Origin of the sequence: Xinfangfangia pollutisoli (assembly GCF_020179405.1) — a bacterium.
GTDB classification, from domain to species: domain Bacteria; phylum Pseudomonadota; class Alphaproteobacteria; order Rhodobacterales; family Rhodobacteraceae; genus Pseudogemmobacter; species Pseudogemmobacter pollutisoli.
The window spans coordinates 1-13,561 of the sequence record NZ_JAICBZ010000041.1 but is presented as its reverse complement, the minus strand read 5'-3'; the positions used below and the strand labels follow the sequence as shown (position 1 = coordinate 13,561).

Genomic DNA, 13,561 nt, shown 5'->3' with positions numbered 1-13,561 from the left:
TGGTGGACCTGATTCGATCCGTTTTTTTAGTTGGCCGTGATGCGAAGCAGCGCTTCGCCAAGATCCGCCGCCGAAGCCAGGGCGGCGCGATTCAGCACTGCCGAGACGGTGGGCGCAGCAAGCCCGCCCGTCACGCGCAGGATTTCGTGATCCAGACTGTCGAAGAAGCGCGCCTGGATGCCATCGGCCCAGGTTGCGCCCATCGACATGCTGCGGGCGGTCTGTTCGGCGATGATCACCCGGCCCGTGCGGTCGATCGAGGCGCCGATCATCTCCCAGTCGATGCCGTGATGGTCGAGGTTGCGCAGGTCGATCACCTCGGCGTCGACCCCCGTCTGTTCGGCCGCCTTGACCGCCTGGCCGACCATGGCCGAGGTGGCCAGAACCGTGCAGGCCGTGCCGGGCCGCACGCAATGGGCCTTGCCGAAGGGAATGATGAAATCGCGGTCACCGGCGGGCACTTCGAATTCGCGCTGGTAGAATTCGGTATGCTCGATGATCACCACCGGATCGTCGCAGCGCAGCGCGGCATTCATCTGGCCGATATAGTCATGCGCCGTGGTTGGGCTGACGATGCGCCAGCCGGGGAACAGGCCGAACAGCGCCGAGGGATCGGTGGAATGCTGCGAGCCATAGCCGGTATGCGGCGAGACGCGCACCCGCATGACCAGCGGCACCGGAAAGCCCGAGCCGAACATGTGCCGCACCTTGCCCGCGCCATGGGCGATCTGGTCGGCGGCGGTAAAGCAGAAGTCGCCGAACATGATCTCGACCACCGGGCGCAGCCCGTTCAGCGCCGCGCCCAGCGCCACGCCGGTAAAGCCGTTCTCGGCAATCGGCATCGGCAGAACCCGGCCCGGCCAGCGTTCCAGCGCCCCCTTGGTAAAGCCCGACACCCCGCCGCGCATCTGGTGGACATCCTCGCCCATCACGATGATGCGCGGATCGCGGTCCATCGCCGCGGCCAGCGTCTCGGAGGCGGCGGTGACGAATTTCACCCGCTCGGTCGGCCGCCCCGCCCGGTCGGCATGATCGACGATCCGGCTGTCGGCCAGTTCGGACAGATCGCCCAGGATCCCCACATCGCGCGAGGCCGGATCGGGCCAAAGCGCATCCGGGATGCGCAGCGCATTGCCGCCCGGCACGGTTTCGGTCAGCTTCGCCGCCGCCGCCGCGACCCGGCCGGTCACCGCGCTGTCGATCTGCGCCAGATGTTCGGCGCTGAGGATCCCCATCTCGCGCAGCCGCGCCGCGGTGGTCGTCACCGGGTCGCGCGCCAGCCATTCGGCCTCTTCCTCGGTCGGACGATAGCCGAAATCGCTGCCCTTGCGGCTGCCCGACTGGTGGAAATGGCGATAAAGCAGCGCCTCGATCACCACCGGCCCGCCTTCGGCCGCGATGATGCGACGAGCTTCGGCCATGGCGTTGTGAACCGCCACCACATCCATCCCGTCAACCTCGATCGAGGGGATGCCGAACATCGCCCCGCGTGACGAGATGCGGCTTTCCCGGGTGATCTCGGTCAGCCGGGTCGCGACGCCGTAAAGATTGTTCTCGATGAAGAAGATCGTCGGCACGCCCTGTGCGGCGGCGATGTTCATCGCCTCGTAGCTGGCGCCGTTCTGCGCCGCGCCATCGCCGAAGAAGGCGACCGAAACCTGATCGCGGCCCAGCATCTTGTCGGCCAGCGCATAGCCCACGGCATGCGGCGGGTTGCCGCCCACGATGGCCGAGGTGCCCATGATTCCGGCCGCGGCATGGCGCATGTGCATCGACCCGCCGCGGCCGCCGCAATAGCCCAGCTCCAGGCCCATGATCTCGGCCATGAAACGGTGCAGCGCCGCGTCCATCTCGGCGGTGAAATCGTCGTTCAGCACGTCGAAGCCGGCGGGCGTGACCGCATTGACCAGCTTCAGCAGCACCTGATGATGGGCGCGGTGGGTGCCGTTGATCCGGTCTTCGGCCCCGAGACAGGACATCGCGCCCACGGCGCCGGCCTCTTGCCCGATCGAGGCATGCGCGGGGCCGTGGATCAGCCCGGCCTTCTCAAGCTCCAGCAGCTTTTCCTCGAAGCGGCGGATCAGCAGCATCTGGCCGTACCAATGCACCAGATCAGCCGGCTTTTCGGCCTGCCAATCGGCGAGATCCGCTTCCAGCCGAAACCACGGTGCCATGGGAGAAAGCGGAATCCGGTGCGGCATCTTCAGTCCTTCTGTGATCCCTGGCCCCGGCCCTGCCGGGGTGGGATTCGCTTTTGTGGAAATTAATTCCGTTTTCGCTTGAACCGAACATTAAGCCGTGCCAGCCTTTTCGCGCAACAGAAATCTTCACGCCGGGTTCACCCTGGTGACAAAGGGCAAGACGACCGATGATTCGAGATGCAGAAGTCCTTGCAGGGCTTGTGGAAACCATCCGCCGTTTCGTGCGCGAACGCCTGGTTCCCGCCGAAGCCGCGGTGGAACAGAGCAACGCCATCCCGCCCGCGATCATCGACGAGATGCGGGCGCTTGGCCTGTTCGGCCTGTCGATTCCCGAAGCCTATGGCGGGCTTGGCCTGACGGTCGAGGAAGAGGTGCTGGTGGCGCTTGAGCTGGGCTATACCTCGGCCGCCTTCCGGTCGGTCTTCGGCACCAATAACGGCATCGGCGCGCAGGGGATCATCGCCGACGGAACCGAGGCGCAGAAGCAATACTGGCTGCCGCGCCTGGCCTCGGGCGAGGTGATCGGGGCCTTTGCCCTGACCGAGCCGGATGTCGGATCGGATGCCGGATCGGTCAAGACCACCGCCCGGCGCGATGGCGACCAGTATATCCTGAACGGGACCAAGCGCTTCATCACCAATGCGCCGGTTGCCAATGTCTTTACCCTGATGGCCCGCACCGGCGGGCCGGGCCCCGCGGGCGTGACCGCCTTTCTGGTGCCGGCCGACAGCCCGGGCCTGACCCTGGGCCCGCCCGACCGCAAGATGGGTCAGCGCGGCACCAAGACCTGCGACGTGATCCTGGACAATTGCCGGATCCCGGCCGATGCGGTGATCGGCGGGGTCGAGGGCCTGGGCTTCAAGACCGCGATGAAGGTGCTGAACCGCGGCCGGCTGCATATCGCGGCCTTCTGCGTCGGCCAGGCGCAGCGCCTCTGCGACGAGGCGACGGGCTTTGCCACCCAGCGGGTGCAATTCGGCAAACGGATCTGCGACCACCAGCTGATCCAGGCCATGCTGGCCGATTGCGCGACCGAAACCTATGCCGGGCGCTGCATGGTGATCGACGCCGCGCGGCGCTGTGACAGCGGCGAGCGGATCATCCGCGAGGCGGCGTCCTGCAAGCTGTTCTGCTCGGAAATGGTGGGGCGCGTGGCCGACCGGGCGGTGCAGATCCATGGTGGCGCGGGCTATATGGAAGACTACCCGGTCGAGCATTTCTACCGCGACGTGCGGCTGTTCCGTCTGTACGAAGGAACGTCGCAGATCCAGCAGATCATCATCGCGCGCGACATGTGCGCTCAGGGGTGACCGATGACCATGCAATCCGCACAGCCTGCGCTTGGCATCATCGCCGATGATTTCACCGGCGCCGTGATGGTGGCCGGCATGCTGGAAGGGCACGGCATCTGCTGCGCCGTCCTGTTCCGGCCCGATGGCGCGGACGGCAGCTTTGGCGCGGCGGCGCTGATTGCCGCGGCGCGCAGCCGCACCGTGCCGCTGGATGCGGCGCTGGCCGAGATCGCCGACTGGGATCTGGCGCTGACCGGCGCGGGCTGCGGGCGCCTTGCCTACAAGGCCTGCGCCAGTTTCGATTCCACCGCACGGGGCAATATCGGCCCGGCGGCCGATTACCTGGCCGAGCGCAGCGGCCGGCGGCCGGTGCTGATGAGCGCGGGCTTCCCGCGCTTTGGCGCGACGGTGCATCAGGGCTATCTGTTCTACCGCAACCGGCTGGTGACCGATTCGATCAAGCGGCTTGATCCGCTGACCCCGATGGAAGACCCCGATCTGGTGCGGTTCCTGGGCCGCCAGACCCCGCATAAGGTCGGGCTGGTCGGCCATCTGACCCTGCACCAGGGCCGGGCCACGGCCGAAGCAGCGCTGGCGCGGCTGGCGGCCGAGGGCGCAGGCCATGTGCTGTTCGATGCCTCGGACGACGATGACGTGACCGTGACCGCCGATCTGGCGGCGGCGCTGGATCTGCCGGTGGTGGCCAGCGATCCACTGATCGTCGGTCTTGCCGAACGGCTCTGCCCGCCGCGCGCGGTGCCCCTGCCCGCCGCCCCGCCTTCGGGCCCGGTCGCGGTTCTGGCCGGCAGCACCGGGCCGGTGGTGATGGGCCAGCTGGCGGCGCTGGAACATCCGGTTCTGACGCTGGATCTGCTGGATCCGCGCCCGCCCCGGGCGCTGGTGACCGAGGCGCTGGACTGGGCGGCGCGGCAGGGCGGGTCTTTCGCCATCTCGACCGCGACCGATGCCGAAGGTCTGGCGCGCAGCCAGGGCGCGCTGGGCGCCTCGGCGGCGGCGCGCCGGGCCGAGGATCTGCTGGCGCAGGTCGCCCGCGGCCTGCAGGCGCGCGGCCACCGCCGCTTTGCCGTTTCGGGCGGCGAGACCTCGGGCGCGGTGGTGGCGGCGCTGGGCCTTGCGGCGGCACGGGCCCTGCCGGAAGGGCCGCTCGGCCTGGGCGAATGCCTGGCCGATGCGGACGGGCCGGTCTGGTTGTATCTGAAACCCGGAAAGCTGGGCGGGGCCGATATCCTGCTGCAGGCGATCCGCCATGGAGAAGGCACGCAATGCGGATGAATGAAGACGAGGCCCGCGCGGCGCTGGTCGCAGCGGCACTGGACTCGGTCCGGCTGGGGCTGAACAGCGGCACGGTGGGGAATTTCAGCCTGCGCCATGGCGCGGGCATGCTGATCACGCCAACCGGCATCACGCCCGACAAGATGCGCCCCGAGCAGATCGTGGTCATGGATCTGGACGGCGGCTGGTCGGGCGACTGGACGCCGTCATCCGAATGGGCGATCCATGCCCGGATCTATGCCGCGCGCCCGGATGCGGGGGCGGTGGTCCATGCCCATCCCGATCATTGCGTGGCGCTGTCCTGCCTCCGTCAGGCGATTCCGCCGTTTCACTACATGGTCGCGGGCTTCGGCGGCACGACGGTGCCCTGCGCGCCCTATGCCTGTTTCGGCAGCCTGGCGCTGGCCGAGGCGGTGGCCGAAACCCTGGATGACGGTTTCACCGCCTGCCTGATGGCCAATCACGGCATGGTGGCGCTGGGCGCCGATCTGACCGCGGCGCTGTCGCGGGCCGACAAGCTGGAAACCCTGGCGCGGCAATACCTGCTGGCATGCGCCGCCGGCGCGCCGGCGCTGCTGGGCCCCGACGACATGATCGAAGTCGCCGCGCGCTATCGCAGCTACGGCCAGCAAAAGACCCGCTGAGCGCGGGTCCCTTCGCGGCACGGAAACGGGCGCCGCGGCGCCCGTTTTTCATCCTCAGCCCGCGCTGCGCCACAGCTCGGCCAGCAGCCGCAGCGCCAGTTCGGGATGTTCCAGATGCGGCAGGTGACCGCACCCGTCCACAGCATGCAGCCCGACCGTCGCCGGCAGATCGCGGGTCGCGCCGAAGGGCAGGATCCGGTCCTGCCGCCCGAAGATCACCCGGGCCGGCACCCGCAACCGGGCCAGATCCGCCTTGATCGACAGGATCTGCGTGCCATCCGGGAAGAAGCGCTCGGCGAAAGCCGCCATTGCCGCCGTCAGCCCCTCGTCCTGCCGCTGGGCGGCGACGGCGGTCACGAATGCATCGGAAATCGTGGCGGGGTCATGGACCAGCCGTTCCAGCCAGGGGCGCAGGCTGGCGGCGCTGCGGGCGCGCAGGATGCCGCGGGTGAAGCTTTCGTCGATCTCGGGGCCCAGACCCGCCGGCGCGAACAGGCACAGCCCGCGCAGGTCCAGCCCGCCGCGCGCCGCCAGCCGGGCCGCCACCGCACCACCGAAGGAATGGCCCGCCAGCACCAGCGGCCCCTCGACCAGGCCGGCCAGCGTCGCCTCGACCTGGGCGCACAGCGCATCGGCATCGGCCGGCACCGCCCGGGGCGAGGCACCATGGGCGGGCAGATCCAGCGCCAGCACCGGAAAGGCGGCCGGCGTCCCGGCGAAAAGACCGCGCCAGTTGTTCAGATCGGCGCTGTAGCCATGCAGCAGCACGACCGGCATTCCCGTGCCCCGGCGCAGCCAGGCCGCGTTCAGCTGCCCGCCCGGCTGTGCCCCCGCGGCAGGTCTGGGGCCGGCTGCCGGAGCAACCGGCGCGGCGGCGATCGACGACAGCAGCGCCAGCACATCGGCCTTTTGCACCCGTCCGCGCGGCCCGGTGCCGGGCAGACCCGACAGGTCCAGCCCCTTCTCGCGCGCGATGCGGCGGGCCAGGGGCGTGGGGTTGGGCATCTGCGCCCGCGCCGCCGGCACCGGCGCGGGGGAAACCTGCGGGGCCGGGCGCGCCGCGACGGGCGCCGCGACAGCCCGGGCGGCCGGCGTCGGCGCATCGGCCCCAGCCCCGGCCCCGGCTTCGGCGGGCGCCGCGATCCGGGCGACCTCGGCCCCCACATCGACCTCGGCGCCTTCGGCCACCAGATGGCGCAGCACCCCGGCCCCCGGCGCCTCGACCTCGACCGCGGCCTTGTCATTGTCGATCTCGAAGATCACCTGACCGGCGCTGACGGTTTCGCCATCGGCGACCAGCCAGCGCGCGATCCGGCCGGTTTCCATTTCAAGGCTGACCTTCGGGTAAAGAACGGGAAGCGGCATGGGCATGTCCTTGGTTGCCGGGCGAAGCGGCGCTGAGGCCTAGGGGGCGGGAACGGGATTGGGGTCGCCGTTCAGCCGGGCGCGCAGCCGGGCCGCGGCATGAACCAGATCGGGGCCCACGCGCGACAGGCACACCTCGCGCGGGATGATGTCGACAATGCCGCCGCAGGTGATGGCGACCAGCGGCGAGCCATCGGTCGGGCGGAAGGCGATGCCGACCGCGTTGATATAGCTGTACCAGGTGCCGAACGTGGCCACGAAACCCAGCGTTGCATAACTTTCCAGCGCCTCGTCCAGCGTCGCGCGCAGCCGCGCTTCCTGATCGGGCGCGCGGGCGACGATCTGGGCCACCACCTCGTCGCGGGCCTCGGTCCGCATCTCGGCCAGATAGGCAAGCCCCATCGCCGTGCGCCAGATCGGCAGGCGCGACCCGACATTCAGCCGCAGCGAGACCGGGCTTTGCGAGCGATAGTTGGCCAGATAGACCATCTCCAGCCCGTCGCGCGTGCCCAAAGCCGTGGCAACGCCCGAGCGATCGGCCAGATCCTGCAGGATCGGCTGCGCCATCTGCACCACCGCGCTGGAGCTGAGCGCGGAATAGCCCAGCGACACGGTCGCAGGACCGATGCTGTAGCGGCCAAGCTGGGTGTCGTAATGCAGATAGCCCAGCGCCACCAGCGTGGCGGTCAGCCGCGACACCGTGGCCTTGGGCAGGCCCGTCCGCTCGATCAGTTCCTGATTGCCCAGGGTCGAATCACTGGCGGTGAAGGACCGCAGGATCTCTAGCCCGCGGGTCAGCGAGGCCGCAGGATTGCTGGCCTCGATCGGCTCGGTTCCGTCTACAGGCAGCGCCCTTTTCCGCATCTTTTTCCCCGATCTTACTTTCTTCGGCGTGTTTTCCGGCTGGCGCTAATATTTGAAACTTAATTTCAATTATGTTGACGACTTGGCTGCCGGCTGTCAATAGTAACCGTCACAAGACGGCGGAACCAACCTGCAAGACGAGGAAATCCAGGCCAAATGACCCGCTATATCCTGCGCCGCCTGATCGCGATGCCGTTCCTGGTGCTGGGGATCGTGACCCTGGCCTTCCTGCTGACCAGCGTCACCAAGGGCGATCCGCTGACCGCCATCGTGTCGGACCGGCAGATGAACAACCCCGAGATCGTGGCGGCGGCCAAGGCGAAATGGGGCCTCGATCGCAGCCTGCCGGAACGCTACGTCATCTATGTCGGCAATCTGCTGACCGGCGACATGGGCACCTCTTTCATCACCCGCCGGCCGGTGGCGCAGGATGTGCTGTACCGCCTGCCCGCGACGATGGAACTGGTGATGGCGGCCATGGTCGTGGGCGCGACGATCGGCATCAGCCTGGGCGTGCTGGCCGCCTATTTCCGCAATACGGTGATCGACCACGCCGCCCGGGTCTTCGCGCTGTTCGGCTCGTCCATCCCGGTCTTCTGGCTGGGCCTGGCGCTGCTTTACGTCTTTTCGGTGCAATGGGGCGTGCTGCCCGGGCCCGGACGGCTGGATGCGCGGGCGACACCGCCCCCCTTGGTGACCGGCTTCATGACCATCGACACGCTGCTTGCCGGCAATCTCCGCCTGTTCCTGGATGCGGTCTGGCATCTGATCCTGCCCGCCTTCGTGCTGGGCTGGGCGGTGGCCGGCACGATTTCGCGCCTGGTCCGCGCCAATATGCTTGAGATCCTGTCGCGCGAATTCATCCTGACCGCGCGCGCCAAGGGCGCCGGAGAGTTCCGCGTGGTGATCCGCCATGCGCTGCGCAACACCATGGTGCCGACGCTGACGGTCATCGGCTATTCCTTCGCCTATCTGCTGACCGGCGCCGTGCTGACCGAGACGATCTTCTCCTGGCCGGGCATGGGCTCTTATGCCGTCGATGCGGCGCGCGGCCTGGATTTTCCGGCCATCATCGGCGTCACCATCGTGGGCGGCGTCGTCTTCCTTGTCACCAACCTGCTGACCGACATCGCCTATGTCGTCGCCAACCCCCGCGTGAGGCTCGGCTGATCCATGACCGCCATCCCTTCCCCTCGCCGGATCTCGCGCCCGCGCTGGCTGACCGCCCCGCTGATCGTCGGCATCGCGCTGATCCTGTTCTGGCTTGTCGCCACGGTCGCGGCACCCTGGATGTCGGGCTTCGCCCCGCTTGACATGGTCGGGCGCCGTCTGCAGCCGCCCAGCTGGGAGCATCTTCTGGGCACCGATGCCCTGGGCCGCGACGTGCTGAGCCGGGTGTTGCACGGCGCGCGCCATTCCATCCCGATCGCGGTGACCGTCGTCGCCGTTGCCGTGGCGATCGGCGCCGTTCTGGGGGCGCTGGCCGGCTTCATCGGCGGCTTCGTCGATACGGTGATCATGCGGCTGGTCGACATCACCCTGTCCTTTCCGCCGATGCTTCTGGCCATGGCCGTTGCCGCCTCGCTGGGGCCGGGGCTTGAAAATGCGACCGTCGCCATGGTGATCGTCTGGTGGCCGGTCTATGCGCGGCTGATGCGCGCCCAGGTGCTGGAAGTGCGCGAACGTGAACATGTCGAGGCGGCCATCGCCTCGGGCGCCACCCGGTCGCGGGTGTTGACCAAGCATATCCTGCCGCTGTGCTGGACGCCGGTGCTGATCAGCGCGACCATGGATCTGGGCCAGGTCATCCTGCTGGCCGCCTCGCTGTCCTTCATCGGGCTGGGGGCCACGCCGCCGACCCCGGAATGGGGCTCGATGATCTCGGACGGGGCGTCGCAATTCTATTCCTGGTGGGTCGCGCTGGGCCCGGGCCTGGCGATCCTGACCATCGTCCTGGGCTTCAACTTCATCGGCGACGGCCTGCACGACTATTTCGATCCGAGGTCCAAATGAGCGCGCATCCCCCCCTGTTCGAGGTGCGCGATCTGCGCGTGGCCTTCGGCCGGAACGGCTTTTATTCCGAAGCGGTGCGGGGCGTAAGCCTGCAGGTCGACCATGGCGAAGTGCTGGGAATCGTGGGCGAATCCGGCTCGGGCAAATCGGTCGGCATGCTGGCTGCGCTGGGTCTGCAGCCCGAAGGCGCGCGGGTGACCGGGTCGGTGAAGTTCAAGGGGCGCGAGCTGGTGGGCCTGCCGCGCCGCGAGCTGCGCGCCCTGCGCGGCGCGCGCATCGCGATGATCTTCCAGGATCCGCTGTCCTCGCTGAACCCGGTGATGACCGTGGGCGCCCAGATCGCCGAGGCGGTGCGGCTGCACAATCCCGATCTGTCGAAGCGCGCGGCGCTGGACCGGGCGAAGGATCTGCTGGCGCTGGTCACCATTCCGCAGCCCGACCGGCGGCTGCAGCAATATCCGCATGAATTCTCGGGCGGGATGCGGCAGCGGGTGATGATCGCGATGGCGGTGGCCAATGACCCCGACCTGCTGATCGCCGACGAGCCGACAACGGCGCTGGACGTGACGGTGCAGGCGCAGATCATGGAGGTTCTGGCCGATCTGCAGGCGCGGCTGAAGCTGGGGCTGATCCTGATCACCCATGATCTGGGCGTGCTGGCCGGCCATGCCGACCGGGTGGCGGTGGTCTATGCCGGGCAGGTGGTGGAACAGGCCGGGGTCGACGATCTGTTCGCCCGCCCGGGCCACCCCTACACCCGCGGGCTGATCGCCTCGATCCCGGACATGACGGTCGAGAAGGACCGGCTGTTTTCCATCGACGGCACGCCGCCCGCGCTGGGCCGCCTGCCGGAAGGCTGCCCCTTCAACCCGCGCTGCGTCGTGGCCCAGGACATCTGCCGGCGCGAAACGCCGCCCGTCCGCCATCTGCCCGACCACAGCGCCGCCTGCCATTTCGCCTTCTCGGCCCCGGAGAGCGCCGCATGACCCCGCCCGATCCCATCCTTTCCGTCCGCAATCTGGTGAAGCGCTTTCCCGTCAAGGGCGGGCTGCTGATCGAACGCGACATCGGCCAGGTCAATGCCGTGGCCGGGGTGTCCTTCGACGTGGCTCCGGGCGAGACGCTGGGCCTGGTGGGCGAATCCGGCTGCGGAAAATCGACGCTCGGCCGCTGCATCCTGCGCCTGATCGAGCCGAGCGCCGGCCAGACCCTGTTCCGCGGCACCGATATCAACACGCTGGCCCCGGCCGAGATGCGCCAGCTGCGGCGGCGGATCCAGCTGGTGTTCCAGGATCCCTATGGCTCGCTGCATCCGCGCATGACGGTGGCCGAGAACATCGCCGAACCGCTGCGCATCAGCGATCTGGACCCTGCCGCGCGCAAGCGCCGCGTGGCCGAGATGCTGGATCTGGTGCGGCTGAACCCCGAACATGGCGACCGCTATCCGCATGCCCTGTCGGGCGGGCAAAGACAGCGGGTCGTCATCGCCCGCGCGCTGGCCCTGCGCCCGGATCTTCTGGTGCTGGACGAGCCGGTCTCGGCGCTGGACGTGTCGGTGCAGGCGGGCGTGCTGAACCTGCTGAAGGACATCCAGCGCGAATTCGGAACTGCCTTCCTGTTCATCGCCCATGACCTGTCGGTCGTGCAGCACATCTCGGACCGGGTGGCGGTGATGTATCTGGGCAAGATCGTCGAGGTGGCCGACAAGCGCCGGCTCTATACCGCGCCGCTGCATCCCTACACCCAGGCGCTGATGTCGGCCGTGCCGCTGGCCGATCCGCCACGCGAACGCAGCCGGACGCGCATCTTGCTGAAGGGCGATGTGCCAAGCCCGATGAACCCGCCATCCGGCTGCCGTTTCCGCACGCGCTGCCCGATCGCACAGGCCGTTTGCGCCGAGAAGGAACCGCCTCTGGCCGATACCGACCAGGGCCATGCCGTCGCCTGCCACTTTCCCAGCGCCCGCCAGACGGGCCTGGCCGCGGCCGGCTGAACGGGCACAGAGGGAGAGGAAGACCGATGCAGACCCTGCCGCTGGAGGGCATCAAGGTGCTGGACCTGACCCGGGTCCTCGCCGGGCCCTGGACAACCATGAGCCTGGCCGACATGGGCGCCGAGATCTGGAAGATCGAGAACATCAAGGGCGGCGACGATACCCGCGCCTGGTCGGTGCCGAATTACAAGGGCGTCAGCACCTATTACCTGTGTGCCAATCGCGGCAAGCACAGCGTCGCCCTGGATCTGAAGGCCCCGGAAGGCCGGGCCATCGTGCTGGATCTGGCCGCCCGCGCCGATGTGGTGGTTGAAAACTTCCGCGCCGGCACGGTCGACCGGCTGGGCATCGGCTATCAGGACATCCGCAGGATCAACCCGGGCGTCGTCTATTGCTCGATCTCGGGCTATGGCCAGACCGGGCCCGAGGCGAAGCGGCCCGGCTATGATTTCATCATGCAGGCCGAAAGCGGGCTGATGGCGATCACCGGCCAGGCGGACGGGCCGCCCAACCGGCTGGGCGTGGCCTTCACCGATGTCGTGGCGGGCATGGTGGCGACCCAGTCGGTGCTGGCTGCGCTGTATCAGCGCCGCGACACCGGCGAGGGCCAGTTCATCGACGTGGCGCTGCTGGATTCGACGCTGAACCTGCTGATCAATGTCGGCACCGCCCATCTGAATGCCGGGGTCCAGGCCGAACGCTATGGCAATGCCCATCCGACCGTGGTGCCCTATCAGCTGTTCGCCGCCTCGGATGGCGCCTTCGCGCTGGCGGTGGGCAATGACCGCATGTTCGTCGATTTCTGCGAAAGGGTGATCCAGCGCCCCGATCTGGCGCAGGACCCGCGCTTCGTGACCTCGCATCAGCGGGCGCTGCACCGGCAAGATCTGCTGGACATCCTGCAAGAGATCCTGCCGACCCGAAGCTCGGACCACTGGCTGCAGGCCTGCCTTGCCGCCGATGTGCCGGCCGGGCCGGTGAAAACGGTGGCCGAGGCGCTGTCGGCGAAGTCGGTGGTCGAACGCGGCGTGGTGCAGACGCTGCAGCATCCCGAACTGGGCCCGGTGCGGCTGGTGCGTCCCGCCCAGGGGCTGGCCGCGCAGCAGGGCCGCGCCGCGAAGGCGCCGCCGCTGCTGGGCGAAGACACGCGCAGCGTTCTGGCCGAAGTGCTGGGGCTTGATCCGGCCCGGATCGCGGCGCTGCAGGCCAAGGGCGTGATCGCCTGCCGCGATCTTGCACCCGGCACGGAGCGCGGCCTGGCCAACGCCCGCGCCTGATCTGTTCCCTGCCCCAACCCACCCGGAAAGTTCCCATGCCCGTCTCGCTTGACCGCCACGGCAGCATCGCCGTCCTGACCATCGACAACCCGCCGGTGAACGCCCTTGGCACCGCGATTCGCGTCCAGCTTCTGGCCCTGGCCCAGCAGCTGGAGGGCGACGCCTCGGTCTCGGCCGTGGTGCTGCGCGGGGCGGGGCGGCTGTTCATCGGCGGCGCCGATATCGCCGAATTCGACCGGCCGCCCGAAGCCCCGGTTCTTCCCGATCTGATCGCCCGGATCGAGACCTCGGCCAAGCCCTGGATCGCGGCGCTGCATGGCCAGGTGCTGGGCGGCGGGCTGGAACTGGCGCTGGGCTGCGCCTTCCGGGTTGCGGCGCCCGGGGCGACCCTGGGCCTGCCCGAGGTCACTTTGGGCATCATTCCCGGCGCCGGCGGCACGCAGCGGCTGCCGCGGCTGATCGGGCTTGAGGCGGCGATCCCGGTGATCGCCGAACGCCAGATGCTGGACAGTGCCCGCGCGGCGCAGCTGGGGCTGATCGACCGGGTGATCGACGGGCCGCTGACCGAAGGTGCCCTGGCCTTTGCCGCGGCGCTGCCGGCCCCGCCCCTGCCCGCGGC

Annotated in this window: 12 protein-coding genes; 9 read left to right on the top strand and 3 right to left on the bottom strand. The window is 68.8% G+C overall.

Annotated elements, in window-relative coordinates; translation table 11 throughout:
• Nucleotides 1-26: 26 nt before the first annotated feature.
• Entirely contained in the window at nucleotides 27-2,201 is a 2,175-nt protein-coding gene (locus K1Y73_RS12935) for an alpha-ketoacid dehydrogenase subunit alpha/beta (protein WP_225028718.1), read from the bottom strand.
• A gap of 167 nt (nucleotides 2,202-2,368) precedes the next feature.
• On the opposite strand from K1Y73_RS12935, the gene K1Y73_RS12930 reads away from it, so the two are divergent.
• The 3 genes from K1Y73_RS12930 to K1Y73_RS12920 are packed head-to-tail and all read left to right on the top strand — an operon-like array spanning nucleotide 2,369 to nucleotide 5,430.
• Nucleotides 2,369-3,511 carry an acyl-CoA dehydrogenase family protein gene (locus tag K1Y73_RS12930; RefSeq protein ID WP_225028717.1) on the top strand — a complete coding sequence of 381 codons (1,143 nt, stop codon included), beginning with the start codon at nucleotides 2,369-2,371 and terminating at the stop codon, nucleotides 3,509-3,511.
• A gap of 3 nt (nucleotides 3,512-3,514) precedes the next feature.
• The gene (locus K1Y73_RS12925) at nucleotides 3,515-4,786 is read left to right on the top strand and encodes a four-carbon acid sugar kinase family protein (RefSeq protein WP_225028716.1); all 1,272 of its coding nucleotides are present in this window, start codon (nucleotides 3,515-3,517) and stop codon (nucleotides 4,784-4,786) included.
• On the top strand, nucleotides 4,777-5,430 hold the full coding sequence (locus K1Y73_RS12920) for a class II aldolase/adducin family protein (protein ID WP_225028715.1): 654 nt from the start codon (nucleotides 4,777-4,779) through the stop codon (nucleotides 5,428-5,430). Before K1Y73_RS12925 ends, K1Y73_RS12920 begins: the two co-directional genes overlap by 10 nt.
• Nucleotides 5,431-5,484: 54 nt before the next feature.
• Here K1Y73_RS12920 and K1Y73_RS12915 read toward each other — a convergent pair whose 3' ends face one another.
• Together K1Y73_RS12915 and K1Y73_RS12910 are read right to left on the bottom strand one after the other, a co-directional pair.
• A complete protein-coding gene (locus tag K1Y73_RS12915) occupies nucleotides 5,485-6,795 on the bottom strand; it encodes an acetoin dehydrogenase dihydrolipoyllysine-residue acetyltransferase subunit (RefSeq protein WP_225028714.1) in 1,311 nt (436 codons plus the stop codon).
• 39 nt (nucleotides 6,796-6,834) lie between these two features.
• Nucleotides 6,835-7,659, bottom strand: coding sequence for an IclR family transcriptional regulator (locus tag K1Y73_RS12910; RefSeq protein WP_225028713.1), 825 nt, complete (start codon nucleotides 7,657-7,659; stop codon nucleotides 6,835-6,837).
• A 156-nt stretch (nucleotides 7,660-7,815) separates the two neighbouring features.
• Between K1Y73_RS12910 and K1Y73_RS12905 the strand changes: the two genes are divergently transcribed.
• The 6 genes from K1Y73_RS12905 to K1Y73_RS12880 all read left to right on the top strand — a co-directional run.
• Nucleotides 7,816-8,829, top strand: a complete 1,014-nt coding sequence (locus tag K1Y73_RS12905) for an ABC transporter permease (RefSeq protein ID WP_225028712.1) — start codon at nucleotides 7,816-7,818, stop codon at nucleotides 8,827-8,829.
• 3 nt (nucleotides 8,830-8,832) lie between these two features.
• A complete protein-coding gene (locus tag K1Y73_RS12900; RefSeq protein WP_225028711.1) occupies nucleotides 8,833-9,672 on the top strand; it encodes an ABC transporter permease in 840 nt (279 codons plus the stop codon).
• The gene (locus tag K1Y73_RS12895) at nucleotides 9,669-10,658 is read left to right on the top strand and encodes an ABC transporter ATP-binding protein (RefSeq protein WP_225028710.1); all 990 of its coding nucleotides are present in this window, start codon (nucleotides 9,669-9,671) and stop codon (nucleotides 10,656-10,658) included. Before K1Y73_RS12900 ends, K1Y73_RS12895 begins: the two co-directional genes overlap by 4 nt.
• Complete coding sequence (locus K1Y73_RS12890) at nucleotides 10,655-11,665, top strand: ABC transporter ATP-binding protein (RefSeq protein WP_225028709.1); 1,011 nt, start codon at nucleotides 10,655-10,657, stop codon at nucleotides 11,663-11,665. Before K1Y73_RS12895 ends, K1Y73_RS12890 begins: the two co-directional genes overlap by 4 nt.
• A gap of 26 nt (nucleotides 11,666-11,691) precedes the next feature.
• Nucleotides 11,692-12,942, top strand: a complete 1,251-nt coding sequence (locus K1Y73_RS12885) for a CaiB/BaiF CoA transferase family protein (protein WP_225028708.1) — start codon at nucleotides 11,692-11,694, stop codon at nucleotides 12,940-12,942.
• Nucleotides 12,943-12,977: 35 nt separating this feature from the next.
• The coding region (locus K1Y73_RS12880; protein WP_225028707.1) for an enoyl-CoA hydratase-related protein at nucleotides 12,978-13,561 on the top strand (584 nt) is incomplete at its 3' end.

Excerpts from the sequence above, each read along its gene's own strand:
- K1Y73_RS12925 (WP_225028716.1), top strand. The coding sequence starts at position 3,515 with ATGACCATGCAATCCGCACAGCCTGCGCTTGGCATCATCGCCGATGAT.
- K1Y73_RS12935 (WP_225028718.1), bottom strand. The coding sequence starts at position 2,201 with ATGCCGCACCGGATTCCGCTTTCTCCCATGGCACCGTGGTTTCGGCTG.
- K1Y73_RS12890 (WP_225028709.1), top strand. The coding sequence starts at position 10,655 with ATGACCCCGCCCGATCCCATCCTTTCCGTCCGCAATCTGGTGAAGCGC.
- K1Y73_RS12910 (WP_225028713.1), bottom strand. The coding sequence starts at position 7,659 with ATGCGGAAAAGGGCGCTGCCTGTAGACGGAACCGAGCCGATCGAGGCC.
- K1Y73_RS12900 (WP_225028711.1), top strand. The coding sequence starts at position 8,833 with ATGACCGCCATCCCTTCCCCTCGCCGGATCTCGCGCCCGCGCTGGCTG.
- K1Y73_RS12920 (WP_225028715.1), top strand. The coding sequence starts at position 4,777 with ATGCGGATGAATGAAGACGAGGCCCGCGCGGCGCTGGTCGCAGCGGCA.
- K1Y73_RS12915 (WP_225028714.1), bottom strand. The coding sequence starts at position 6,795 with ATGCCGCTTCCCGTTCTTTACCCGAAGGTCAGCCTTGAAATGGAAACC.
- K1Y73_RS12895 (WP_225028710.1), top strand. The coding sequence starts at position 9,669 with ATGAGCGCGCATCCCCCCCTGTTCGAGGTGCGCGATCTGCGCGTGGCC.
- K1Y73_RS12930 (WP_225028717.1), top strand. The coding sequence starts at position 2,369 with ATGATTCGAGATGCAGAAGTCCTTGCAGGGCTTGTGGAAACCATCCGC.
- K1Y73_RS12885 (WP_225028708.1), top strand. The coding sequence starts at position 11,692 with ATGCAGACCCTGCCGCTGGAGGGCATCAAGGTGCTGGACCTGACCCGG.
- K1Y73_RS12905 (WP_225028712.1), top strand. The coding sequence starts at position 7,816 with ATGACCCGCTATATCCTGCGCCGCCTGATCGCGATGCCGTTCCTGGTG.